The organism is Arthrobacter sp. zg-Y1219 (assembly GCF_030125545.1).
In the GTDB taxonomy this organism is placed as follows: domain Bacteria; phylum Actinomycetota; class Actinomycetes; order Actinomycetales; family Micrococcaceae; genus Arthrobacter_B.
Genome location: NZ_JASKLY010000014.1, coordinates 128,249 through 151,930 on the forward strand (window position 1 = coordinate 128,249; position 23,682 = coordinate 151,930).

General features: G+C 67.5%; 16 protein-coding genes. 8 read left to right on the forward strand and 8 right to left on the reverse strand.

What is annotated here, in order from left to right; translation table 11 throughout:
• Positions 1–57: 57 nt before the first annotated feature.
• Both QNO00_RS11885 and QNO00_RS11890 read left to right on the forward strand, forming a co-directional pair.
• Positions 58–1,803 (forward strand): serine/threonine protein kinase, encoded by a 1,746-nt coding sequence (locus QNO00_RS11885; RefSeq protein ID WP_284024637.1) that lies wholly within the window; start codon positions 58–60, stop codon positions 1,801–1,803.
• Between the two features lie 74 nt (positions 1,804–1,877).
• On the forward strand, positions 1,878–5,513 hold the full coding sequence (locus QNO00_RS11890) for a S41 family peptidase (RefSeq protein ID WP_284024638.1): 3,636 nt from the start codon (positions 1,878–1,880) through the stop codon (positions 5,511–5,513).
• A 108-nt stretch (positions 5,514–5,621) separates the two neighbouring features.
• Here the strand turns inward: QNO00_RS11890 and QNO00_RS11895 are convergent, their stop codons facing one another.
• The 5 genes from QNO00_RS11895 to QNO00_RS11915 form a co-directional block, all read right to left on the reverse strand.
• Positions 5,622–6,050, reverse strand: coding sequence for an OsmC family protein (locus tag QNO00_RS11895; protein WP_229966940.1), 429 nt, complete (start codon positions 6,048–6,050; stop codon positions 5,622–5,624).
• Positions 6,051–6,180: 130 nt separating this feature from the next.
• Positions 6,181–6,528, reverse strand: a complete 348-nt coding sequence (locus QNO00_RS11900; RefSeq protein WP_229966939.1) for a hypothetical protein — start codon at positions 6,526–6,528, stop codon at positions 6,181–6,183.
• A 184-nt stretch (positions 6,529–6,712) separates the two neighbouring features.
• The gene (sucB, locus tag QNO00_RS11905) at positions 6,713–8,473 is read right to left on the reverse strand and encodes a 2-oxoglutarate dehydrogenase, E2 component, dihydrolipoamide succinyltransferase (RefSeq protein ID WP_284024639.1); all 1,761 of its coding nucleotides are present in this window, start codon (positions 8,471–8,473) and stop codon (positions 6,713–6,715) included.
• Positions 8,474–8,593: 120 nt separating this feature from the next.
• Entirely contained in the window at positions 8,594–9,976 is a 1,383-nt protein-coding gene (lpdA, locus tag QNO00_RS11910; RefSeq protein WP_284024640.1) for a dihydrolipoyl dehydrogenase, read from the reverse strand.
• Positions 9,977–10,182: 206 nt separating this feature from the next.
• Positions 10,183–11,715, reverse strand: a complete 1,533-nt coding sequence (locus QNO00_RS11915) for a leucyl aminopeptidase (RefSeq protein ID WP_284024641.1) — start codon at positions 11,713–11,715, stop codon at positions 10,183–10,185.
• Positions 11,716–12,042: 327 nt separating this feature from the next.
• Here QNO00_RS11915 and QNO00_RS11920 point away from each other — a divergent pair, with 327 nt between their 5' ends.
• The 4 genes from QNO00_RS11920 to QNO00_RS11935 all read left to right on the forward strand — a co-directional run bounded on the left by QNO00_RS11920 (position 12,043) and on the right by QNO00_RS11935 (position 17,577).
• Positions 12,043–13,086 carry a PAC2 family protein gene (locus QNO00_RS11920; protein WP_284024642.1) on the forward strand — a complete coding sequence of 348 codons (1,044 nt, stop codon included), beginning with the start codon at positions 12,043–12,045 and terminating at the stop codon, positions 13,084–13,086.
• 18 nt (positions 13,087–13,104) lie between these two features.
• The gene (locus QNO00_RS11925) at positions 13,105–14,466 is read left to right on the forward strand and encodes an MFS transporter (RefSeq protein WP_284024643.1); all 1,362 of its coding nucleotides are present in this window, start codon (positions 13,105–13,107) and stop codon (positions 14,464–14,466) included.
• 111 nt (positions 14,467–14,577) lie between these two features.
• Positions 14,578–15,957 (forward strand): DUF4192 domain-containing protein, encoded by a 1,380-nt coding sequence (locus QNO00_RS11930; RefSeq protein WP_284024644.1) that lies wholly within the window; start codon positions 14,578–14,580, stop codon positions 15,955–15,957.
• Positions 15,958–16,284: 327 nt separating this feature from the next.
• On the forward strand, positions 16,285–17,577 hold the full coding sequence (locus tag QNO00_RS11935) for an RNA polymerase sigma factor (protein WP_284024645.1): 1,293 nt from the start codon (positions 16,285–16,287) through the stop codon (positions 17,575–17,577).
• A 227-nt stretch (positions 17,578–17,804) separates the two neighbouring features.
• Here QNO00_RS11935 and QNO00_RS11940 read toward each other — a convergent pair whose 3' ends face one another.
• A complete protein-coding gene (locus QNO00_RS11940) occupies positions 17,805–18,029 on the reverse strand; it encodes a DUF7455 domain-containing protein (RefSeq protein WP_284024646.1) in 225 nt (74 codons plus the stop codon).
• A gap of 249 nt (positions 18,030–18,278) precedes the next feature.
• Between QNO00_RS11940 and QNO00_RS11945 the strand changes: the two genes are divergently transcribed.
• A complete protein-coding gene (locus QNO00_RS11945; RefSeq protein ID WP_229966931.1) occupies positions 18,279–20,390 on the forward strand; it encodes a DNA gyrase/topoisomerase IV subunit B in 2,112 nt (703 codons plus the stop codon).
• 14 nt (positions 20,391–20,404) lie between these two features.
• Here QNO00_RS11945 and QNO00_RS11950 read toward each other — a convergent pair whose 3' ends face one another.
• Together QNO00_RS11950 and QNO00_RS11955 are read right to left on the reverse strand one after the other, a co-directional pair.
• Positions 20,405–21,367 carry a M56 family metallopeptidase gene (locus QNO00_RS11950; protein WP_284024647.1) on the reverse strand — a complete coding sequence of 321 codons (963 nt, stop codon included), beginning with the start codon at positions 21,365–21,367 and terminating at the stop codon, positions 20,405–20,407.
• A 29-nt stretch (positions 21,368–21,396) separates the two neighbouring features.
• Complete coding sequence (locus QNO00_RS11955; protein ID WP_229966929.1) at positions 21,397–21,774, reverse strand: BlaI/MecI/CopY family transcriptional regulator; 378 nt, start codon at positions 21,772–21,774, stop codon at positions 21,397–21,399.
• A 239-nt stretch (positions 21,775–22,013) separates the two neighbouring features.
• On the opposite strand from QNO00_RS11955, the gene QNO00_RS11960 reads away from it, so the two are divergent.
• The gene (locus tag QNO00_RS11960; protein WP_229966928.1) at positions 22,014–23,654 is read left to right on the forward strand and encodes a cytochrome ubiquinol oxidase subunit I; all 1,641 of its coding nucleotides are present in this window, start codon (positions 22,014–22,016) and stop codon (positions 23,652–23,654) included.
• The last annotated feature ends 28 nt before the right edge of the window (positions 23,655–23,682 follow it).

Here is a 23,682-nt window from a genome sequence, read left to right on the forward strand (position 1 = left end):
GCAGCCGGTTGTGGATAACTTCTGCACGCGCCCGGGATCCGGTCTAGAACAGAGGGCATGGAGTTCAACGGAGCTATCGGGACAGCGCGTCCGCCGGTGATCGAGCAGGGGTACCGGGCCGCGCGGCTGCTGGGTTCGGGCAGCACCGCCCGGGTCTGGCTGGCGGTCCGCGAGCACGACGGCGCCTGCTTCGCTTTGAAGACACCGGCGGCGGGCGGCGGCCCCGCCGGTACGTTCGAAACCCGGCGGGAGCTGAACATCCTCTCGCGGTTCGAACACGAGAACCTGCTGCACCTGTACACGGTGCTGGAGACGGACCAGGGGCCGGGGCTGCTCATGGAACACGCGCCGGGGGAGTCACTGTCCCGCCTGGCGGCCGTCCGCGGAACCCTGACGCCGGGGGAGTCGGTCACGGTCCTGGTGGGCATCGGCTCCGCGCTCGCCTATCTGCACGGACAGGGAGTTGGTCACGGCGATGTTTCGCCCGGAAACATTCTGTTCTCTGCGCAGGGCAAGCCGCTGCTCGCCGACCTGGGAACCGCCCGCCTGCTCGGGACGGCGGGGCCGGGTGTCCCGCCGGCACCGCCTGCTGTCGACGCCGCCGCGGAACCGGTCGCTCCTGAACGGCTGCCGCAGCCTGATGCTGACGTATTTGCCCTTGCCGCGTCGGGCTGGCTCATCCTGACCGGACAGGCCCTGCCCCCGCATGAGCACCGTCCGCGGCTTGAGGAGCTGGTTCCCGGGATTCCGCCGGCGCTCGCCGCTGCAGTGGAAGCAGGGTTGCGGGCAGACGCCCCTCGCCCGGACGCCGCGGAGTTCACCCGGCTGGTCTTTGCCTCCGCCGCTGCGAAACCGCTGGACCTGGCGCTTCCCGTTAACGGTGACGGCGGACCCGGGGCGGAATCCCGCCGCGCCCGAATCGAACTGGGGCGGGCCTCCGCCGGGCTGCGGGCGCGGGGCCGGCGCCGAACATCCGGACGGCGTGCGGGCCCGGACGAGCGGATAACGGAGCGCAGACGCCCCAACCGGCTGCTGCTGAGCGCGGCGGCCGTCCTGGTGGCGGGCACGATGGGGCTGGGCGCCGTAGCGGTGGCTGCTCCGGAAATGCTGCAGCCGCAGGGCAACCCGGCCCCGGAAGGCCAGACGCCGGAAGGTCCGGCCCCGGAAGGCCAGACGCCGGAAGGCCCGGCCCCGGAAGGCCCGGCCCCGGAAGGCCAGACGCCGGAAGGCCCGGCACCGGCCGGGCCCGGCGCTGCAGCCCCGGAGCAGGGCGATGCGCCGGAAGCAGATGCATCTGCGGTTCCGGCACCGCCGACGGGCACTGCTCAAGCTGTGGCGCCGCGACCGGAGGCCGCCCCTGGCCCGGGTCCGCTGGCACTGGTTCCGGAGCCCGAACTCCAGGCACTGCTGCATGCAGATGATCCGGTACGGGCGGCGGCGGCCCTCGCGGAACTGCGTGCCCGGGCCTTCAGCACGGCCGACGCCGGGCTGCTGGACGGGGTCAATCTTCCGGGCTCATCAGCAATGGAAGCCGACCGGGCCGAGGTCGCCAAGCTCGAGGCAGCCGGAACCGTCCTCTCCGGCCTCACCGTGGAGGTCCTGTCCGCGGGTCCGGCGCTGGCGGGGGAGGGCGGGCGGTTCAGCGTGCCGGCAGCAGTGTCCACGTCGGCCTACGCCGAGCGTGACGCGCACGGCGGCATGGTCCGCGGTGCGGAAGCGCTGTCTCGCCAGGACATTGTCCTCGTCATGGTGAACACTCCGGACGGATGGCGGATCGAGGACATCCTGGCCTCGCCCGCCTGAGCGCCGTGCCGACATGGCGGCGCCGGGCCTGTCCCTGGGGCGTCCTGTCCGGCCTGAAAGATAGGATCGGGGACATGAGTTCAACTCCCTATCTTCGCTTTCCCGATCTGCACGACGACCTCGTCACCTTTGTGGCGGAAGACGACGTCTGGGTCGCCTCGCTGACCGGGGGCCGCGCGTGGCGGATCTCCTCGATGCATCTCCCGGCACGCAATCCCCGGTTTTCCCCCGACGGCGCCACCATCGCGTGGAGCGTCGTGCAGGGCAGCGCGCCCGAGGTGGTCGCGGCGGATACAGCCGGCGGAGACTTCCGCCGGCTGACCTACTGGGGCAACCAGGGCACCAGGGTCAAGGGCTTCAGCGCAGCGGGCAACGTGATCGCGATCAGCCCCTTCGAACACGAGGACTTCCGGCTGCGCTGGGCCTACGAAGTGCCCCTGGACGGCTCCGCCCCGCTGGCCCTGCCGTACGGCCCGGTGGACGCCGTGGCCGAGGGCCCGGCCGTGGGCGATGAGCGTCCCGTCGTCATCGGCTCCGTGATGACCCGCGAACCGGCCTGGTGGAAGCGCTACCGCGGCGGCACCGCCGGCAAGCTCTGGATCGATGCAGACGGCAACGGCGAGTTTGAGCGGCTCGTGCCGGAACTGGACGGCAACCTGACCGATCCCATGTGGATCGACGGCCGCATCGTCTTCCTCTCCGACCACGAGGGGTACGGCAACCTCTACTCGGTGACGCCGCAGGGAACGGGCCTGCGCCGGCACACCGACTTCGGCGAGTTCTATGTCCGCCATGCCTCGACGGACGGGCGCCGGATCGTCTTTGAATCCGCCGGCACCCTCTGGCTGCTGCCCTCGCTCGAGGAGGACGCCCGGCCGCTGGACATCACCCTGGGCTCGGCCGGCACCGGCCGGCGGCCGCAGCCGCTGAACGTCGGCGCGCACCTGGCGGCTGTCATGCCGGACACCGAAGGCACCGCCTCCGTGGTGGAGTCCCACGGCACGCTGCACTGGCTGACGCACCGCGACGGACCGTCCCGCGTCATCGAAGCGGACTCCGCCGTCCGTGCCCGGCTGGGCCGGCCGCTGGCCGGCGGCCGGGCCGTCTATGTGGCGGACCACGACGGCGAGGAATCCCTCTACGTCCGCAGTGTCTTTGCCGAGCTGGACCTGCCCGACGGCGCCGCCTCCGCCGTCCGGGACGGCCAGCCCGCCGCCTCCGCGGCAGCGCCCGTGCCCGGGGCCGCAGCCCCGGCCGCCGCCGAGCCTGAAATTGTCCTGCCCCGCCCGGTCTCGGCCGCCACCCGCACCCCGGTGCCGGTCTCGGCCACGGCACCGGCGCACGAAGACAAGCCGCCGGTGGCCCCGGCCGGAGCGGAACCGGTCCGGCCGGAGGAGGACACGGAAACGTCGGCGGTACCGGCGGAGAAATCCCCGCGCACGCTGCGCATCCCCTTCGACAAGCCCACCCGCGTCGCCCAGATCACCGCCAGCCCGGACGGAACCGCTGTTGCGGTGTCCACCGAATACGGCGAGGTCTACCTGCTGGATCCCGCCGGCGGCGCCCTGGCCCGCATTGCCGCCACCGGTCACGGCGCCGTGGACCAGCTGGCGTTCTCTCCCGACTCACAGTGGCTGGCCTGGTCCGAGCCGGTGACCGGGGAAGGCGCACGGGCCCGAATCCGGGTGCACTCGGCAACGGATCCCGCGGCCGGGACCATCGAGGTGACCGACGGCCGTTTCCGCGACCATGCCCCGGCCTTCACCGTGGACGGACGCTACCTGGCGTTCCTGTCCGAGCGCAGCTTCGACCCGGTTTATGACACCCACCGCTTCGACCTGAGTTTCCCGTCCTCCACCAAGCCCTTCCTCGTCGCCCTCGCGGCGGATACGCCGTCGCCCTTCGGCCCCTCCGTCCACGGCCTTCCGGTGCCACGCGCCGAACAGCCTCCGGTGTCCTCGGATGATCCGGCCGAAGCGGCCCCTTCGGGCCCGCGATCGGTGATTGACGCCGTCGGCATCTCTGACCGGATCATCAGTGTGCCGGTGCCGCAGGGCCGCTACGAAAAGCTCACGGCGGCCGACGGCGCCCTGCTCTGGCTGGCGTCCGACACCTACGGGGTCACCGGCGACGGCCGGGCCTCGACCCGCGACCGGCAGCCCGCCGGCCGGCTGGAACGCTTCGACCTGGAGAAGAAGGACGTGTCGGTCCTGGTGCCGGCCCTGGAGGATTACGAGATCAGCGGCGACGGCCGCAAGGTCGTGTTTGTCCACGAGCAGCAGGTGCACGCCGTCCCGTCGTCGTCGCGCGCCGACAACGACTCGCCGGAGAACGTCACGGTGGATCTCACCCGCATCCGCGTCCTGCTGGATCCGCTGAAGGTCTGGGGCCAGGAATTCGATGAAGCGTGGCGCCTGCAGCGGGACTTCTTCTGGGCGCCGGACATGGGCGGACTGGACTGGAAGGGCATCCACGCCCGGTACCGGCCGCTGATTGACCGGCTCGGCTCGCACGATGACCTGGTGGACGTGCTGTGGGAGATGCAGGGCGAGCTGGGCACATCCCACGCGTATGTTGCGCCCCGTCCGGCGGCCGAGCCCGGTGCCGGCGCGCAGGGCTTCCTGGGTGCCGATCTGCGCCCCGGCCCGGGCGGCTGGGAAGTGGTGCGGATCCTGTCCGCGGAATCCTCCGACCCGCAGGCCGTGTCGCCGCTGGCGGCTCCCGGGGCCGACGTGCACCCGGGCGACATCATCGCCGCCGTCGACGGCCGGCCGGTTCCGGCGGACCAGGGCCCGGCGCCGCTGCTCTCCAGCGCTGCCGGCGGCACCGTGGAACTGACCATCGTCCGGACGGCGGAGGACGGCGCCGGCGCACCCAGCCAGCGCCGAATCGCCGTCGTGCCCCTGCGCAGCGAGGAACGCCTGCGCTACCAGAACTGGGTCGCCGCGAACCGCAGGATTGTCCGGGAGGCCTCCAACGGAGGATTCGGCTACCTGCACATCCCCGACATGGTCGCCAACGGCTGGTCCCAGCTGCACCGCGACCTGGACCAGGAGTCCTCCCGCAATGCGCTGATCGTGGACGTGCGGCGCAACCGAGGCGGCCACACCTCGCAGCTGGTCGCCGAACTGATCGGCCGGAAGGTCACCGCCTGGACGCTGGCCCGCGGCGAGCAGCCCAGCACCTACCCGGCGCATGCGCCCCGCGGACCGGTGGTGATCCTGACCGACGAGTTCGCAGGTTCCGACGGCGACATCATCACCCAGGTGGCCAAGCTGCGCGGCATCGGTCCCGTGATCGGCATGCGGACCTGGGGCGGCGTCGTCGGCATCGACGGCCGGTTCAAGCTGGTCGACGGCACGGGTGTGAACCAGCCGCGCTACGGCTTCTGGGTCACCGGCGGCATTGACTGGACGGTGGAGAACTACGGCGTGGATCCGGACATTGAGGTTCCGTTCCCGCCGCATGCCTATGCCGCCGGAGAGGATCCCCAGCTGGAGCACGGCGTGGGGATCCTGAAGGAAATGCTCTCCGAGCTGCCCACCGACCAGCCGCCGGCCCTGGCCGGCTACCCGTCGCTGCAGCCCGCTCCGCTGCCGCCGCGCCCGCAGCCGACGCCGGCAGCAGGGTCCCGGCCGGGCACATCAGCGGCTCCGGCGCCGGTTTCGGCTGCCGGCGCCGCCGGTGACCGGGAGGCCGGGCGGCACTAACGGCAGAGAGCCGGCCGCCCGCATCCCGCCGAAATGGCAGAAGGTGGGGTTCCCAGCGCGGGGGACCACACCTTCGGCCCTTTCGCGGGGGAGGTCAGGGCTGAGGTCCTAGGACTCCAGCGTCGCCTCCAGGGAGATCTTGATTCCGGCGAGGGCCTGGGAAACCGGGCAGCCGCTCTTGGCGGCCTCGGCGATGTCCTGGAACTCCTCGGCGGTCAGGCCGGGCACGACGGCCGTGACCTTGAGCCGGCTTTCGGTGATGCCGGTGCCGGGAACGAAGGAGACATCCGCTGACGTTTCAATGCGCTCAGCGGTCTTGCCAGCCTCGGCGAGGCCGTTGCTGAAGGCCATGGAGAAGCAGGCCGAGTGGGCGGCGGCAATGAGCTCCTCGGGGCTGGTCTTGCCGTTGGCTTCCTCGGCGCGTGCCTTCCACGTGACGTCGTAGGTTCCCAGGCCGGAGCTGTCGAGGGTGACCTCGCCCTGGCCGTTGAAGAGATCGCCGTTCCAGACGGTATGGGCTGAGCGGACTGTAGCCATGGGGGCTCCTTAAAAACGGATGGGATGAAGGCCGGAAGATTCCGGCACTTCATCCCATCCTATTCAGAGTCGCGCGGCAGGATCTACTGCAGCGACGGAACGTGCTCCCGCGCGGAGTATCTGGAAGGGCCTACCACATGGTGGCGACGGCGATGTTGACCACCGTCAGAATGCCCACGCCATTGGCCAGGCCCTTGCCCACGGGCTCGCCCTTCTTGTACTTTCGCTGGCCGACAAAGGCCATTGCGGCAATGGCCAGGGCCAGCACCAGCTTGACGGCAATCTTGACGTGGTTGACGTCGTAATCGTCCATCTCGGCCAGGCCGACCAGCAGCAGGCCGGTGACCAGCTGCAGCAGGGCTCCGTGGAACTGGCCGGGCATCACGGTGGGGTTCTTGATCCTGGCGAACCAGATGCCGACGATGATGGCGGCGCCAAGGATGTGCAGGAAAACGAGAAAGTTCTGTAGGAAGTCCATGCGTCCAGCTTACCGACAGTCCGTCAGCATTCCTGCCCGCCCGCGGTGTAAAACGGTAACTTTTCTACAACAGGTAGAAGTCAGTCGTCAGTAGGAGGTCGTCCGGAGCCGGCGGCGGACAGCGCAAAGGGCGCCTCCCCGAGGGGAAGCGCCCTTTGCGGCTATGCCGGGTTCCGGTCCGGAACTACAGGCCCAGATCGGCCGAGAAGTTGCCCTCTTCGAGCCGTGCCTTGAGCGTCTGCAGGAAACGTCCTGCATCCGCGCCGTCCACCAGGCGGTGGTCGTAGGACAGGGACAGGTACATCATGGACCGGATCGCGATGGTGTCGTTGCCCTCGGCGTCCGTCAGGACGACGGGGCGCTTGACGATCGCACCGGTGCCCAGGATGGCCACCTGCGGCTGGTTGATGATCGGGGTATCGAACAGCGCGCCCACCGAACCGATGTTGGTGATCGTGAAGGTGCCGCCGGACAGCTCGTCCGGTCCGATCTTGCCTTCCTTGGTGCGGGAGCCGACGTCGCCGATGCGCTTGGCAAGTCCGGCAAGGTTCAGGTCGCCGGCATCGCTGATGACCGGAACCAGCAGGCCCTTTTCGGTGTCCACGGCGATCGCCAGGTGCTCGGCGTCGTGGTAGGTGATCTGCTGCGAGTCCCAGTCGTAGGACGCGTTCAGCTTCGGGTGCTGCTTCAGCGCCTCGGTGACGGCCTTGGCAATGAACGGCAGGAACGTGAGCTTCGCGCCGTTCTGCGCGGCGAAGTCGTTCTTGGCCGTGGCGCGCAGCTTGGCGATGCGCGTCATGTCCACTTCCTGGACCTGGGTCAGCTGGGCCGAAACCTGCAGGGACTCGACCATGCGGCGGGCGATCGTCTGGCGGATCCGCGGCGCCTTGACCGTGGTGCCGCGCAGCTTGGCGCTTGCTTCGCTGATCTTTGCCGGTGCTGCCTTGTCCGAGGACGCGGCTGCTGCCGGAGCTGCGGCGGGCTTGGCTTCGGCGGCCTTCTTGGCTTCGGCAGCCTCGAGGACATCCTGCTTGCGGATGCGGCCGGCCACGCCGGAACCCTTGACGGTGGAGAGGTCCACGCCGTGCTGGTTGGCGAGCTTGCGCACCAGCGGGGTGACGTAGGTGCCTTCGGACTCGGCCGCAGCGGGAGCTTCCTGCGCAGGAGCCTCCTGCTTGGGCTCGGCCTTCGGCTCGGGCTTCTCCTCCTCCTGCTTCGGGGCAGGCGTCTCTTCCTTCTTCGGCTCGACGGCCGGAGCTTCGCGCTCGTCCTTGGAGGCTGCCGCTACGGGCTCGGCTTCCTTCGGCTCGGCCGTCGCGGGAGCGCCGGCACCGGAACCGATGACGGCCAGAACGGCGCCGACCTCGGCGGTCTCGTCCTCGTTCACGCGGATTTCCAGCAGCTTGCCGGCAACGGGGGAGGGGATCTCGGTGTCGACCTTGTCGGTGGAGACCTCGAGCAGCGGCTCGTCAACCTCGACGTCGTCGCCCACGGCCTTCAGCCAGCGGGTGACGGTGCCTTCGGTGACGGACTCGCCCAGTGCGGGCAGGGTCACATCGGTGCCCTCGGCGGAACCCGAATCAGCGGAATCCGAGGATTCGGCGGCGGGGGCTTCCTGCGCCGGAGCTTCCTCCGCTGCGGGGGCCTCTTCGGCCGGAGCTTCCTGTGCCGGAGCTTCCTCGGCGGGGGCGGAATCTGCGGAGCCGGAGCCGTCGCCGATGCGCACCAGTGCCTGGCCGACCTCTGCTGTTTCGTCCTCGGCTACGAGGATTTCCTCGATGACGCCGGCGACGGGGGAAGGGATCTCGGTATCAACCTTGTCGGTGGATACCTCGAGCAGCGGCTCGTCTACTGCGACGCTGTCGCCGACGGCCTTGAGCCAGCGGGTGACGGTGCCTTCGGTGACGCTTTCACCGAGGGCGGGTAAGTTCACGGTTTCAGACATATTGTCCCCGTTTCTCCTTATTAGATCTTTGTTGACCAGCCGTACCGCTGGTGCTGGTGGTGAAAGCCTAGTGCACCCGGTGGTTGGGCTGCCGGGTGCACTAAGCAGGTGGTTCTTGTTCTAGCCGTGCAGTGGCTTGCCGGCGAGGGCCATGGCGGCCTCACCGAGGGCTTCGTTCTGCGTCGGGTGGGCGTGCAGCAGGCTCGCCAGGTCCTCCGGGTAGGCTTCCCAGTTCACGATCAGCTGTGCTTCGCCGATCTGCTCGCCGATGCGGCCGCCGATCATGTGGACACCCACGATGGGGCCGTCCTTTTCGCGGACCATCTTGATCAGGCCGGAGGAGCCCAGGATGGAGGTTTTGCCGTTGCCGGCCAGGTTGTACTCCTGGACCTGAACGTTCTCGTCGCCCAGCTTGGCCTTGGCGGCCTTTTCGGTCAGGCCCACGGAAGCGATTTCCGGCTCGCAGTAGGTGACCTTCGGGATGTTGACGTCTTCGACGATAACCGGTTTGAGGCCGGCGATCTCCTCGGCGACGAAGATGCCCTGCTGGAAGCCGCGGTGGGCCAGCTGCAGGCCCGGCACGATGTCGCCGACGGCGTAAACGTTGCCGACGCCGGTGTGCAGGCGTTCGTTGGTGATGACGAAGCCGCGGTCCATGGTCAGGCCGGCTTCTTCGTAGCCCAGGTTGGCGGTGACCGGTCCGCGGCCCACGGCCACGAGCATCAGGTCAGCTTCGTAGGTCTTGCCGTCGGCAAGCGTGACGACGACGCCGTCGTCGTTCTGCTTCACGTTGTCGAAGAAGATGCCGGTGCTGAACTTGATGCCGCGCTTCTTGTAGGCGCGTTCCAGCTGCTTGATGATTGCTGCGTCTTCGTTCGGCACCAGGGACGGCAGTCCCTCGATGATGGTGACGTCCACGCCGAAGGAGTTCCAGACCGAAGCGAATTCGACGCCGATGACGCCGCCGCCCAGGATGATGGCGCTCTTGGGGATGGTGTCCATCTTCAGGGCCTGGTCCGAGGTGATGACCTTGCCGCCGATTTCCAGGCCCGGCAGTGACCGGGAGTAGGAGCCGGTGGCCAGGATGATGTTGGCGCCCGTGTAGGTCTCGCCGTTCACCTCGATGGTCTTTTCGCTGGTGAGCTTGCCTTCACCCTCGATGACAGTGATGCCCTTGGACTTGATCAGGCCCTGCAGGCCGCGGAACTTGCCCGCAATGATGTTGTCCTTGTAGGAGTTCACCGCCACCATGTCCACGGAATCGAAGGTGGCCTTGACGCCGTACTTCGAAGCGGTCTTGGCGTTTTCGGCGACTTCAGCCGAATGCAGCAGCGCCTTGGTGGGGATGCAGCCGTTGTGCAGGCAGGTGCCGCCCAGCTTTCCCTTTTCGATGAGTCCTACTGAGAAACCCAGCTCCACGGAGCGAAGGGCGGCGGCGTAGCCGCCGCTTCCTCCTCCGAGGATCAGGATGTCGAATTCTTGCGCAGTTGCCTTTTCGGCCACTTGAACGCTCCCTCGCGTAATCGGTGACGCACATGGGCGCGTCGTTTTAGTGATTTGGGCGGTCGTGATTGTCTCTCACACTATCCCGCCGGCAGGGCTCCATCCACTCGATGCAGGCCCGCCGGCGGGAAGTGTAATGAGAAACACCAGTCACAACAGTCATTCCTGGCGGCCCCTGAGCGGGGCCGGTGCTATATGGGTGCGGCTTAGGCGGAGCGGGAGACTACGTCTTCCGCGTAGGCCACGAGTGTGCGGACCGCGACGCCGGTGCCCTCCTTGGGCGTGTAGCCGTAGGGGGATCCTTCGTTGAAGGCCGGGCCCGCGATGTCCAAGTGGGCCCAGGGAATCTTCACGCCGTCGACCTCGCCGACAAATTCGCGCAGGAAGCTGGCGGCGGTCATCATGCCGCCGAACCGCTCACCGTGGTTGGCGATGTCCGCCACCGAGGAATCCAGGCTCGCGCGCAGTTCTTCGGGGATGGGCATCGGCCAGAACAGTTCTCCGGCGCGGTCCGCTGCGGCCTTCACGGCGTCGCGCACTCCTTCCTCGCCCATGACGGCCGAGACCCGGTTGCCCAGAGCGATCATCTGCGCACCGGTGAGGGTGGCGACGTCGATCAGGACGTCCGGCGCCTCCTCGGAGGCGGCGACCAGGCCGTCGGCCATGACCAGGCGGCCTTCGGCATCGGTGTTCAGCACCTCCACGGTGCGTCCGCCGTACGTCGTCATGACATCGCCGGGGCGCTGGGCGGTGCCCGAGGGCATGTTCTCGGCCAGGCACAGCCAGGCGGTGACCTTGACCGGCAGTCCCAGTTCGGCGATGGCCAGCAGGGCATTCAGGACTACGGCGGCGCCGCCCATGTCGCACTTCATGGTCTGCATGCCGGCGGCCGGCTTCAGGGAGAGTCCGCCGGAATCGAAGGTGATGCCCTTGCCCACCAGTGCCAGCTTGGCCTTGGCGCGCTGCGGTGCGTATTCGAGCTTGACCATGCGCGGCGGCCGGGAGGAGCCCTTGCCGACGCCCATCAGCCCGCCGAAGCCGTCGCGCTCGAGCTTCTTCTCATCCATCACCGTGACCTTGACCTTGGCCGAGAGCGGCTTGGCCAGGTCCTTGGCGGCGGCGGCGAACGTCTCGGGGTACAGGTGGCTCGGGGGCTGGTTGACCAGGGTCCGGGTGGCGTTGACGGCGCGGCCCAGGATGCGGGCGCGTTCCAGCGCCGGCTTGAGTGCCTTCTCGTCGGCGGCCGGAGTGAGGACGATGATGCTGCGCACCGGCTCCTTGACGGCGGCGCCCTTGTCCGTGCGGTGCTCGCTGTAGCTGTAGGCGCCGAAGAGCGCGCCCTCGGCGACGGCGGCGGCGTCGGCCACGGTGGCGGCCGGCAGGGCCAGGGCCACGGATTCGGTGCCGGCGAGCTGGCGGACGGCGGATCCGGCCGCCCGGCGCAGCGCCTCTTCGCTGAGCGGAACTCCGGCGGTGACCTTGCCGACCCCGGCCAGGACCAGCATCTGGGCCTCCAGCTCGGGCAGCCCGGGCAGGCGGTGGACCTCGTCGGCGGCACCGGTGACGCCGAGAAGGGGCAGCGACGCGGCCAGGGCGGATGCCGCCTTGGGGCTCAGCGGGCTGTCGATCAGAACGGGGCCGCCGGAGGTCTGGCCAATCCCTACCACCAATGCCTGGGCCGGGACTTTGGAAACGTCCCGGGAGATCACCGACAGATTTGGCTCGTTCGTTTTGACCACGAAGTTTCATCCTTACGTTATGCACGAATTGTTGACTGGTGCCGCGTTCTCCCGCGTCCCGCATAGTGCCGGCACGGCTCCTCTGTACAGATCGTAGTCTCTTGCCCGCGCCCCGGGGGTTTGCTAAGCGGCAGTGTGCCCTTGGCGGACGGGAATGAAACGCGGGGGCGGCGGCGTTTACCCTTGAGTAATCAGCGCAGCCCGCGCTGTACCTGCGCTCTGCTGGGATCGGAAGTTTTCCTCTTGGAGAAGTTTCCTTGCAGCACCGCCGCGGACATTCGCAAACCTCGGGAGACCGAAGCACATGGAAGCACAGAAGGGGAAGACATGCTTGATCCGCTGACCCTGTTTAATCTCAATCCGGAAGTGGCCGACGACGCCGGCCTGCACGGGTTGCAGCTTCTGGTGGGCTTTACCGGCTTTGCCGAGGCCGGCCACGTGGTCTCCCAGATCCGCGACGAGCTGCTGGAAACGCTCGATCACGACCTGGTGGCGTCCTTCGACACCGACCAGCTCATCGACTACCGCGCCCGCCGCCCGCAGATCTCCTTCGTGGAGGACCACCTCGCGGACTACGAACCGCCGCTGCTGAACCTGTACCGGCTCTATGACGGTTTGGGTGAGCCGTTTCTCTTCCTGACCGGTTTCGAACCTGACGTGCAGTGGGAACGGTTCACCGCAGCCGTCGTGCATCTGGCGAAGACCTTCGGCGTGCAGCAGGTGAGCTGGATCCACTCGATTCCGATGCCGGTGCCGCACACCAGGCCCGTGGGCGTGACCGTCCACGGCAACCGCCCGGACCTCATGGCGGGCATCAGCTCCTGGCGGCCCAACGCGCAGATCCAGGCAGCCGTGGGGCACATCCTGGAACTTCGGCTGACGCAGGCCGGGATCGACGTCGTCGGCCATGCCATGCACGTGCCGCACTATCTCGCCGAAGCCGAGTTCCCGCCGGCCGCCGTGGCCGGGCTGGAATACCTGGGTGCTGCGGCTTCGCTGGTGCTGCCCACCGACCGCCTGCGTGAAGCCGGCCGCGACGTGGAACGCCAGATCGCCGAACAGGTGGAGGCCTCGGCCGAAGTCAAGGGAGTCGTGGCCACCTTGGAAAAGCGCTACGACGAGTACACGGACAGCAGCGTGCGCCGTTCCCTGCTCGTGAAGGACAATGACGAGCTCGCGAACGCCGAGGAACTCGGCGCCGCCGTCGAAGCGTACTTGGCCAGTCCGCAGGCGGAGGAGGAATCCGAGGCGCTGTGGCCGGAGAATCACGAAAACTCAACGGAGGACGCAGAAACCGGTGGAAAGAAGAACACTTCGGGACAACCGGACCGCGGGTCCGGGCCGGCACCGCAGGATCATCCTCGGGAGTAGCCGTCCGGAGGTGCGGCTGTGAACAGTTCCCGCGCCTGGCTGGTCTGGGGCATCAGCGTCCTCGCCTACCTGGCTGCGGTGACGCAGCGCACCACCTTCGGCGTGGCCGGGCTGGAGGCCACGGCACGCTTTGACGCCACAGCTTCCATCCTTTCCGTTTTCACCGTGGTGCAACTGCTGGTTTATGCCGGCCTGCAGATTCCGGTGGGGGTGCTCGTGGACCGGTTCGGTCCGCGCCTGCTGATTGCCGGCGGCGCCGCCCTGATGGTGGCCGGCCAGCTGCAGCTGGCCACTGCCGACTCGGTGGGCGGCGGCATCCTGGGCCGTTCCCTGGTCGGTGCCGGCGACGCCCTCACCTTCATCAGTGTCCTGCGCCTGCTCCCGGTCTGGTTCAGCGGCCGGCACATTCCCGTCCTGACCCAATGGACCGGAATCATCGGCCAGCTCGGCCAGATCGTCAGCGCCGTGCCCTTTGCCTTTGTCCTGCACCGCTTCGGCTGGAACACGGCCTTTGTCTCCGCCGCGTCCCTCTCCGTCCTGATCCTGGTGCTCACCCTGGTCTTTGTCCGCAACCGACCGGCCGGCTCGGAGGCGCCCCCGGTGCTGCCGCTGCGCCAAACCGCCACCTCGCTGGCCGAGGCCTGGCGCCAGCCCGGAACGCGGCTGGGCATGTGGACGCACTTCACCATCCAATTCCCCGGCACCGTTTTTGTCATGATGTGGGGCTTCCCGTATCTGGTCAGCGCGGAGGGCGTGGAATCCTCCTGGGCTTCGGCGCTGATGACGCTCTTTGTCGTGGTGGCCGTCATCTGCGGGCCGTGGCTCGGTTCCTGGGTGGGGCGCCATCCGCTGCGCCGGTCCACCATGGTGCTGCTGATCGCCGCGGCGATGGCCTGCGCCTGGCTGGCCGTGCTGCTGTATCCGGGGCCCGCGCCGCTGTGGCTGCTCGCCGTGCTCGTGGCAGTGCTGGCGGTGGGCGGCCCGGGATCGATGATCGGCTTCGATTTCGCCCGCACCTACAATCCAGGCCACCGGCTGGGCACCGCCACCGGGATCGTGAACATCGGCGGCTTCATCGCCTCACTGGTGTCCATGTACCTGATCGGCGTGGTGCTGGACGTCCTGGACGCCACCGGTTTCTCCGGGGGAGACCTGTACGCGCTGGACTCCTTCCGGATTGCGCTTGCCGTCCAATTTGCCGTGATGGCCGTGGGCGTCGCCGGGATTCTCCGCACCAGGGGGCGGGTCCGGGCACGCATGGCCGACGACGGCGTCCGGCTTCCGCCGCTGCGGGCGGCAATCGCCCGGGAGCGGCAGGCCAAACAGGCTGCGAGGAAGTCCCGGCAGGAGCGCCGGGAACCGGATCCCGGCCGCGAATAACGACGCGACTGTTCCTCCACGGGCGGGGCCGGCCGACTGGACGGCCGGTTTCTGTCCACAGCAGCCTCCGATCCACTCGCCGGACGCCGTCCCGGCCGCGAAGCTCGAGCCATGACGAAAATTCCCACCGGCCGGCGCCCCCAGGAACCGTTTCCGGTCAGCGGACCCGTGGACATCCTGGCCTTCATACCCCACAGCCTCGGCTTCGTCCCGCAGGAGTCGATGGTCCTCATGACCATGGACTCCGCTCGGCTCGGCGCAACGCTGCGGCTGGACCTGCCTCCTGCCGGCCTGAACCACACCGATTTCGCGGCCCGGGTAACGGAGCTTCTGCGCTCCGACCGAGCTGCCAACGGCGTGCTGATGGCCCTGTACACGAATCTGGCCTGGCAGCAGCCGGAGGTTCCGCCGTACTGCACGCTCGTCACCGAGCTTGGCGAACACCTCGCAGAGGCGGGCCTGCCCATCCGGGATGGCTGGCTGGTCTCCGCGCATGCCTGGCGCGAGTATTTCTGCACCGACAGCAGCTGCTGTCCCTGGCCCGGCCATTCCCTTGGCCTGATCGCCGACAGCACCCTCAGCGCCGAAATGGTGTACCGGGGCAGTGCCTACGCCCGTTCGCTGGATGAAGCGGTCAGCCTGGACCTGCCGCCGGCCTGGGCGAACAGCGATGATGCGGCGCTGCACCGGTCCGCCTATGTGCGCCGGCTGCGGACCCGCTGGTGCCGGCGTGCGCAGTTCGCCGGCACCCTGGCCGTGTGGAATGCGTTTTTCGCCGCTGCGGCCGGCACGGGCACGGAGCAGGCCGTCCCGGAGCGGGGCTGTCCCCAGTTGCGCGCCGACCCCGAGGCCGCCGGCTTCCTGCTGGCCAGCCTGCGCGCCCGGCCGGTGCGGGACACGCTCCTGGTAATGGCAGCCCTGGGGTACGGCCGGGCGCTGGAAGGCGCCGAGGCGTGCAATCTGTTGTCGACGGATGACAACCGGCCTGTGCTGCCGCCGGGCACCGGCGAGACCGCCTGGCCGGCTCCCGAAAGAGTTCCGCGGACCGGCTCCGGCACCGTCCGCGCAGCCAATCGGAGATCTCCCTTCCGGTCCCGGCCGGGAGCGGTTTCCGACCCGGAACGGGACTTCCGCGAGGTGCTTATTGGCCAGTATTCCGGGCTTCCGGATTGGACCGGCATGGATGCGGCCTTTGCGGTCTTCGCCGAACTGCTCGCGGCCACGGCAGGAGACCCTGGGGAAGCGGCCGACGCCGACGGCGAAGCTGCCGCCGCCCTGCTCAGCCTGCTGGCCTGGATCGAATGGGCCAGGGGGAGGGGCTCCCGGGCCCAGGTGCATCTGACCCGCTGCCTGACATCGTATCCGGGATACCGCCTGGCGGAACTGCTGGAAGACCTCCTGACCACCGGCATGTTCCCGCTGTGGGCCCGGCAGGCAGGTACCGCTTGGCGGTCGCCGCCGGCGCCGCATCCCGGAACCGCCCGCAGCTGAGCCGATCAGGGTCTGCGGGCGGCGCTTCACCGGCGGCTCTGATAGCGGCGGCAACACCGGTCTCGGCGCCGATGATCGCCGCAGCAGTGCTGGCAGCGGCAGGAAATCGTGAGACAATGGGAACCGAGACCCGGTCGGGTTCGTGTATCAAGTATCGCTTTTGGGCCTTTTGCCGTTTGTGCAGGGGGAACAGAAACCGTTGCGTGAGTGTTCTACCAAGGACACCGCTGCAGACGGGATCGCTTGAATTCAAGCACGGACTTGACAGGGTCATAGTGGTGTTGCCCCCAATGGCGATTCCACAGCCCGCCGTATGAAAGGTTTTCTGTGTCGCCGAGAAAGACAACTGCAGTCGAAGAGACTGACACTGCAAGCAAGCGCACTGCCGCAGACGAAGCTTCGGCTCCGATCGAACCCGCTGCCGGCGAAAAGACCGCGGTGAAGACCGTCCGCAAGGCCGCAGTGCGCAAGCCTGCCGCTGCCAAGTCAGGTACCACTGCAGCCGGCCGCAAGACCGCCGCCAAATCAGCCAAGTCGGCCAAGGCCGCAGCAGCTGCGGAAGAGGATGAGCAGCAGACAAGCGACTCCGATCCCGCCGAGCCGGAGCTTGACCCGGCAGACGCACCGGAGGCAGCGCCGACCGGTTCCGGGTTTGTCTACTCCGATGCCGACGACGACGACGCCCCTGCCCAGCAGGTCGTCTCAGCCGGTGCCACCGCGGACCCGGTCAAGGACTACCTGAAGCAGATCGGCAAGGTTGCCCTGCTGAACGCAGAGCAGGAAGTTGATCTTGCCCTGCGCATCGAAGCCGGCCTGTTCGCCGAAGAGAAGCTCGCAGCCGATCCGAATATGGACCCCAAGCTCAAGCGCGAGCTGGAGTTTATCGTCCATGACGGAAAGCGCGCCAAGAATCACCTGCTGGAGGCCAACCTCCGGCTCGTGGTCTCGCTGGCCAAGCGCTACACCGGCCGCGGCATGCTGTTCCTGGACCTCATCCAGGAAGGAAACCTGGGCCTGATCCGCGCAGTCGAGAAGTTCGACTACACCAAGGGCTTCAAGTTCTCCACGTACGCCACCTGGTGGATCCGCCAGGCCATTACCCGCGCGATGGCCGACCAGGCCCGCACCATTCGCATCCCGGTGCACATGGTCGAGGTCATCAACAAGCTGGCCCGCGTGCAGCGCCAGATGCTTCAGGACCTGGGCCGCGAGCCCGCGCCGGAAGAACTGGCCCTCGAGCTGGACATGACCCCTGAAAAGGTTGTGGAAGTGCAGAAGTACGGCCGCGAGCCGATCTCCCTGCACACGCCGCTCGGTGAAGACGGCGACTCCGAATTCGGTGACCTCATTGAGGACTCCGAGGCCGTGGTTCCGGCTGATGCCGTGAGCTTCACCCTGCTGCAGGAGCAGCTGCACTCGGTGCTGGACACTCTCTCCGAGCGTGAAGCCGGCGTGGTGGCGATGCGCTTCGGCCTGACCGACGGCCAGCCCAAGACACTGGACGAGATCGGAAAGGTTTACGGGGTTACCCGTGAGCGGATCCGCCAGATTGAGTCCAAGACCATGTCCAAACTGCGCCATCCGTCACGCTCGCAGGTTCTGCGCGACTACCTGGACTAAACCCGGGCGGTGCCCGCGCCGCTGCGAAGTCCGCTGAACGCCTCCGATCCGCTGCTGCGGGTCGGAGGCGTTCTGGGTTAAGCCGGCCCCTGGTCCGGCGGCACGGTGCCGGCCACCCGGGACCGGACCGCCCCCGGACAAGAAAAAGGTTCCTTCCGCTCAGCGGAAGGAACCTTTTCAAGCTGTAAGCGGCGCCCGGGTTGTCCGGGCGGACCGCAGGTGCGGCGCTAGTCTGCGGAGACGGATTCCGTCTTCGCCGTCAGGCGGGACGTTTCGTCCTGCCATTCCGACGTCAGGGGGCGGAGGTTTGCCTCCACTGCCCGTGCATGGTGGCCGCAGAAGAGCAACTCCCCACCCGAGGATTCCAGTACCGCACGTACGTACGCCTGCGCGCCGCAGCGGTCGCAGCGGTCCAGCGTGTTCAATTCACGAGTAGCTACTGCTGCTGTCATGAAAGCCTCCTAAGGGTGTTGATACTTCATATAACCATCTTTGCGCACCCAGTCTTCGCACCCGGGAGCGCCTTTCGCTCTGCGCGTACCAATCGGGTGTTCTGTTGTGAGGTAATTCACCGCTGCTGAGTCGCTGGCAGGCAGTGTCACCGGTGGGCCTTAACCTTGGAAGTAGTCCGGTTCCGGCCGGGCACAGCTAGTCGGCGATCCGCCGGCCAACGGTCCCAACGCCTGAGGAGTTTCAAACACGTGGCGCCCCCGAACACTGAGTACAACGCCCGCCACCTTTCCGTCCTGGAAGGGCTCGAAGCCGTCCGCAAGCGTCCGGGCATGTATATCGGCTCCACGGACTCCCGCGGGCTCATGCACTGCCTGTGGGAGATCATCGACAACTCAGTCGACGAGGCCCTGGCCGGGTACGGGCAGAGCATCAAAGTCATCCTGCATCCGGACGGCTCCGTGGAGATCCACGACGACGGCCGCGGCATTCCCGTGGACATCGAGCCCAAGACCGGGCTCACGGGCGTCGAGGTGGTCTTTACAAAGCTGCATGCCGGAGGGAAGTTCGGCGGCGGCTCCTACGCGGCATCCGGCGGCCTGCACGGTGTCGGCGCCTCCGTGGTCAACGCGCTGTCCTCGCGCCTTGACGTCCAGGTGGACCGGGCCGGCAAGACGTACCAGATGAACTTCCGGCGGGGCGAGCCCGGCCATTTCGCCGATACGGGCAAGACGCCGAGCCCCGACGCCAAGTTCTCCCCCTTCCTGGAAAGCTCCCGGCTGGAGGTTGTCGGAAAGGCCAAGCGCGGGGTGACCGGCACCCGGATCCGCTACTGGGCGGACCGGCAGATCTTCACGCCCGACGCCAAGTTCTCCTACACGGAGCTGCAGGCCCGCGCCCGCCAGACCTCCTTCTTGGTTCCCGGGCTGCGCATTACCCTGCGTGACGAGCGCCGGCTGCCGGGCACCCCGGGCGAAGCCGGACCCATCGAGGAGGTGTTCCAGCACGACGGCGGCATCACCGAATTTGTCGACTTCCTGTCCGCTGACGCCGCTGTCACGGACATCTGGCGGCTGCAGGGCAGCGGCAAGTTCAAGGAATCCGTTCCTGTGCTGGATGATTCCGGCCACAGCAAAATCGCCGAGGTCGAGCGTGAGTGCGAAGTCGACATTGCGCTGCGCTGGGGCATCGGCTACGAAACGAACATTCGCAGCTTTGTTAACATCATCGCCACACCCAAGGGCGGCACGCATCAGGCAGGCTTCGAACAGGCCCTGCTCAAGACGTTCCGCAAGGTGATCGAGGCTAACGCACGCAAGCTCAAGGCCGGCTCCGACAAGATCGAAAAGGACGATGTCTTCGCCGGGCTGACCGCCGTCCTGACCGTCCGGCTGGCCGAGCCGCAGTTCGAAGGCCAGACCAAGGAAATCCTTGGCACCTCGGCTGTGCGGGCCATCGTCGCAAAGGTTGTTGACAAGGAGATCACCGCCCGGCTGAACTCCAGCGCCCGCAGCGACAAGACCCAGTCGGCGCTGCTGCTGGAAAAGGTCGTTTCGGAGATGAAGTCACGCATCTCAGCCCGCGTGCACAAGGAGACCCAGCGCCGGAAAAACGCGCTGGAAACGTCATCCATGCCCGCCAAGCTGGCGGACTGCCGGATCGACGACAACGAACGCTCTGAACTGTTCATCGTCGAGGGGGACAGTGCGCTCGGCACGGCCAAGCTGGCACGCTCCTCCGATTACCAGGCGCTGCTGCCGATCCGCGGCAAGATCCTGAACGTGCAGAAGGCCTCGGTTGCGGACATGCTCTCCAACGCCGAGTGCGCGGCCCTGATCCAGGTGGTCGGTGCCGGGTCCGGCCGCAGCTTCCAGCTCGACGCGGCGCGGTACGGCAAGGTCATTTTCATGACCGACGCCGACGTCGACGGCGCCCACATCCGAACCCTGCTGCTCACGCTGTTCTTCCGCTACATGCGGCCGCTGGTCGAGGCCGGACGGGTCTACGCCGCCGTTCCTCCGCTGCATCGGGTGGAGGTCATCCACCACGGCTCAAAGGCCAATGAAATGATCTACACCTACAGCGAGAAGGAACTGCACACGCTGCTGGCCAAGCTGCGGAAGGACGGCAAGAACTACAAGGAGCCGATCCAGCGGTACAAGGGCCTGGGTGAAATGGATGCTGACCAGCTGGCCGAGACCACCATGGATCCGCGGCACCGCACGCTGCGCCGGGTGCGCATTGACCAGGCGGCCGACGCCGAACGCGCCTTCGAGCTGCTGATGGGCAGTGACGTGGCTCCGCGCAAGGACTTCATCGTGGCCGGTGCGGCCATGCTGGACCGCGACCGCATCGACGCCTAGGGCATTCCCGGCGCCTAGAGCATTCCCGGGGCCACCAGCAGTGCCGTGGGAACGGCCAGCAGCAGTCCGGAAAGGACAAGCGCGGCAGTGCGCTGCCAGGCCGGCAGCGGCGGCAGGGGTGTCAGCAGCCGGCTGAGCCGCCGGACGGTGCCCAGCTGTTCCTGCTCGTCCGGGCTGGCCAGCAGGGGAGCGCCCCGGGGTTCAGCGTGCAGTCTTCCTTCGGGCTGCGCGCCGGTTCCCACGATCGCCACGGCCCGGACCAGTGTCTCGGGCGGAACGGCACGCAGGGCCTCGTCGTCGGCCAGCATTTCGATCAGCTCGTTGACCGACTGCTGGGCCAGCTGGGAGGTCGGCAGCCACGGCAGCGCGGCGCGCCACGCTGCGAAAGCCCAGAGCAGCAGGTGGTGGTGCTGGGACAGGTGGGCTTTCTCGTGAATGAGGACCGCCGAGAGTTCCTCGTCCGAGAGCATCTCCAACAGTCCGTCCGAGAGGACGGTGACGGAACGCGCCCCGCCCGGAAGGCAGTAGGCCACCGGGGTGGGATGGTTGATGACCACGGTGGCGGGCCGGGTGGCGGACGGCGAACTCAGCAGCGTAAGCATGTCGCGGTGCCGGTTGCGGCCGCGCCGGATCCGGTAATAGGTCAGCAGCAGGGTAAAAATCAGATGGGCGCTCAGCAGCAGGGCGGCGCTCAGGGCGAAGACGTGCACCAGGCCGAGTGTGGTGGCCGGCGCGCGGGCCAGCAGGATGTTCCACAGCCCGCCCAGGGCGGAGATGAGATTATCCCCAATGGGCTCAAGGCCCCAGGTGAGCATCGCTCCGATCATCGACAGACCGCCGGCCAGCGCAATCGCCTGCCAAAGCACCATGGCCGTGAAAGGGGCGCGGGCGGGCCATTTGGCCCGGGACAGGGCAATGGGAACCGGCCACGCCAGCACGAGGGCCAGCGCAGCGAGGCAATACGAGGCCCAAAACACCGCGGTGCGAAGTGGCTGCCGCTACCGGATCAGTTGCCGCCGAGAAGCCGGCGCAGCGTCTCGGCCTCAGTGACCGAGACGGAGCCGATGAACCGGGCCAGGACGGCTTCCCGGTCACTCACCGAGCCGAGGACTTCGTGCATCAGTTCGGCCGTGTGCTCGGCCTTTGACGTGATGGCGCGGTAGCGGTGCGGACGGATGTTCCGCTCCCGTACCACCAGGCCCTTCTTTTCCAGCCGTGAGAGCACCGTCAGGATGGTCGTTACCGCCAGCCCCTTGCCGGTGCCCGTGCCTGCCTCGGGATTGACCTCGGCCAGTTTTTCGCGCAGTTCGTTTGCGCTGGCTGCCTCCGGAGACTCCCACAGGAGGTCCATCGTTGCCCGTTCCAGCTCGCCCAGGGTAGCCATTTACATCCCGTCCTTTAAATCAAAAAACCCTCCACTGTTCGCCGCGGGGCCGCTGGGCTCAGGTATCAGCTGCAGCACTGCGGACCCGGCGCCGAGGAGGTGTGGTGCCTCTAAATGTACAGGGTTTTCGGCCATGGTTCTACGTCACGTAGAAAACATTTCGGAAGTGTTCTAGGATCGACAGCGGAATGATCTTCTACGCTCTGTAGAACTCCTGGTTCGACTAAAGGAAACCTCCCTTGGAAGCACTCGACATTGCCCGCTGGCAGTTCGGCATCACCACCGTCTACCACTTCCTCATGGTGCCGCTGACCATCGGCCTGGGGCTGGTGGTCGCCACTCTGCAGACTATGTGGGTCCGCACGGGGAAAGACGAATACCTGCGGATGACCAAGTTTTGGGGCAAGCTCTTCCTGATCAACTTCATCATGGGCGTGGCCACCGGGTTGGTGCAGGAGTTCCAGTTCGGCATGGCCTGGAGCGAATACAGCCGCTTCGTCGGAGACGTCTTCGGCGCCCCGCTGGCCCTGGAAGCACTCCTGGCGTTCTTCACCGAATCAGTATTCCTCGGCCTGTGGATCTTTGGCTGGAACCGGTTGCCGAAGAAAATCCACCTCGCCTCCATCTGGATCGCGACGCTGGCCTCGGTGCTCTCGGCCTACTTCATCCTGGCCGCCAACTCCTGGATGCAGCACCCCGTCGGCGTTGAAATGGTGGACGGCCGGCCGGTCCTGAACGACATCTGGGCGGTGCTGACCAACAACACCCTGCTTGTGGCCTTCCCGCACCAGATCACCGCCGCCCTGTCCGTGGCCGGCGGCTTCCTGCTGGGCATCGCCTGGTTCCACCTCTGGAAGCGGCGCAGGGACGGCATCGACACCGTCAACGAGGACGGCAGCGTGACCATCGGTTCGCGCCCGGAAACCGGCCGCGACACAACCGACCACAGCGTCTGGATCAAGTCCCTGCGCATCGGCGCCGTGATTGCCATGGTGTCCTTCGCCGGCACCGCCGTCACCGGTGACCTGCAGGGCAAGCTGATGTTTGACCAGCAGCCCATGAAGATGGCAGCCGCGGAAGCGGCCTGCCACGACGGCACGTCATTCTCGATCCTCTCCATCGGCGACGTCGGAGCGGAAAACTGCGATGACGTCACCGCCGTGATCGAGGTTCCCGGTGTGCTCTCCTTCCTGGCGAACGGGGACTTCACCACCAACGTCAAGGGTGTCAACACCCTGATCCCGGAGTACCAGGAGGCGTACGGCACCCACATCCCGGATGACCCCAAGTACGGGGAACAGGCCGGCACCGAGGTCGATTACCTGCCGGTCATGTCAGTGACCTACTGGGGCTTCCGGCTCATGATCGGCTTCGGCGGCATCGCCGCGGCAGCGGCAGCGGCTGCCCTCTGGATGACCCGCAAGGGGACCGTGCCGCAGCCCAGGTGGCTCATGCGCCTGGCGGTCTTCGGCATCCTGGCCCCCTTCGGCGCCAACAGCGCCGGCTGGATCTTCACGGAGATGGGCCGCCAGCCCTTTGTCGTGGCGCCCAACCCGAGCTTCACCGGCATCGACCAGGTGTTCATGTTCACCGCAGCCGCCGTGTCACCCGGGGTGTCCCGGGCGGAGCTGATCTTCTCGCTCTGCGCGTTCGTGGTCGTCTACCTGGCGCTGCTCATCGTGGAAGTGAGGCTGCTGTTCAAGTACACCCGCGGCGGCGTGCCCTCGGCCATGCCCGAACTCCTGCACGGAAACGACGGCGGCTCTTCCGGCGGCCTGGACTCGGCCGGCAGCGACGACGGAACCGGCAGCGACGGCCCCGGCGGATCCTCCGGCGGCAGGACCAAGCAGCCCGACGACGTCCTCGGCTTTGCGTACTAACCCGGCTTTGCCCACTCAGCAGTCTGGA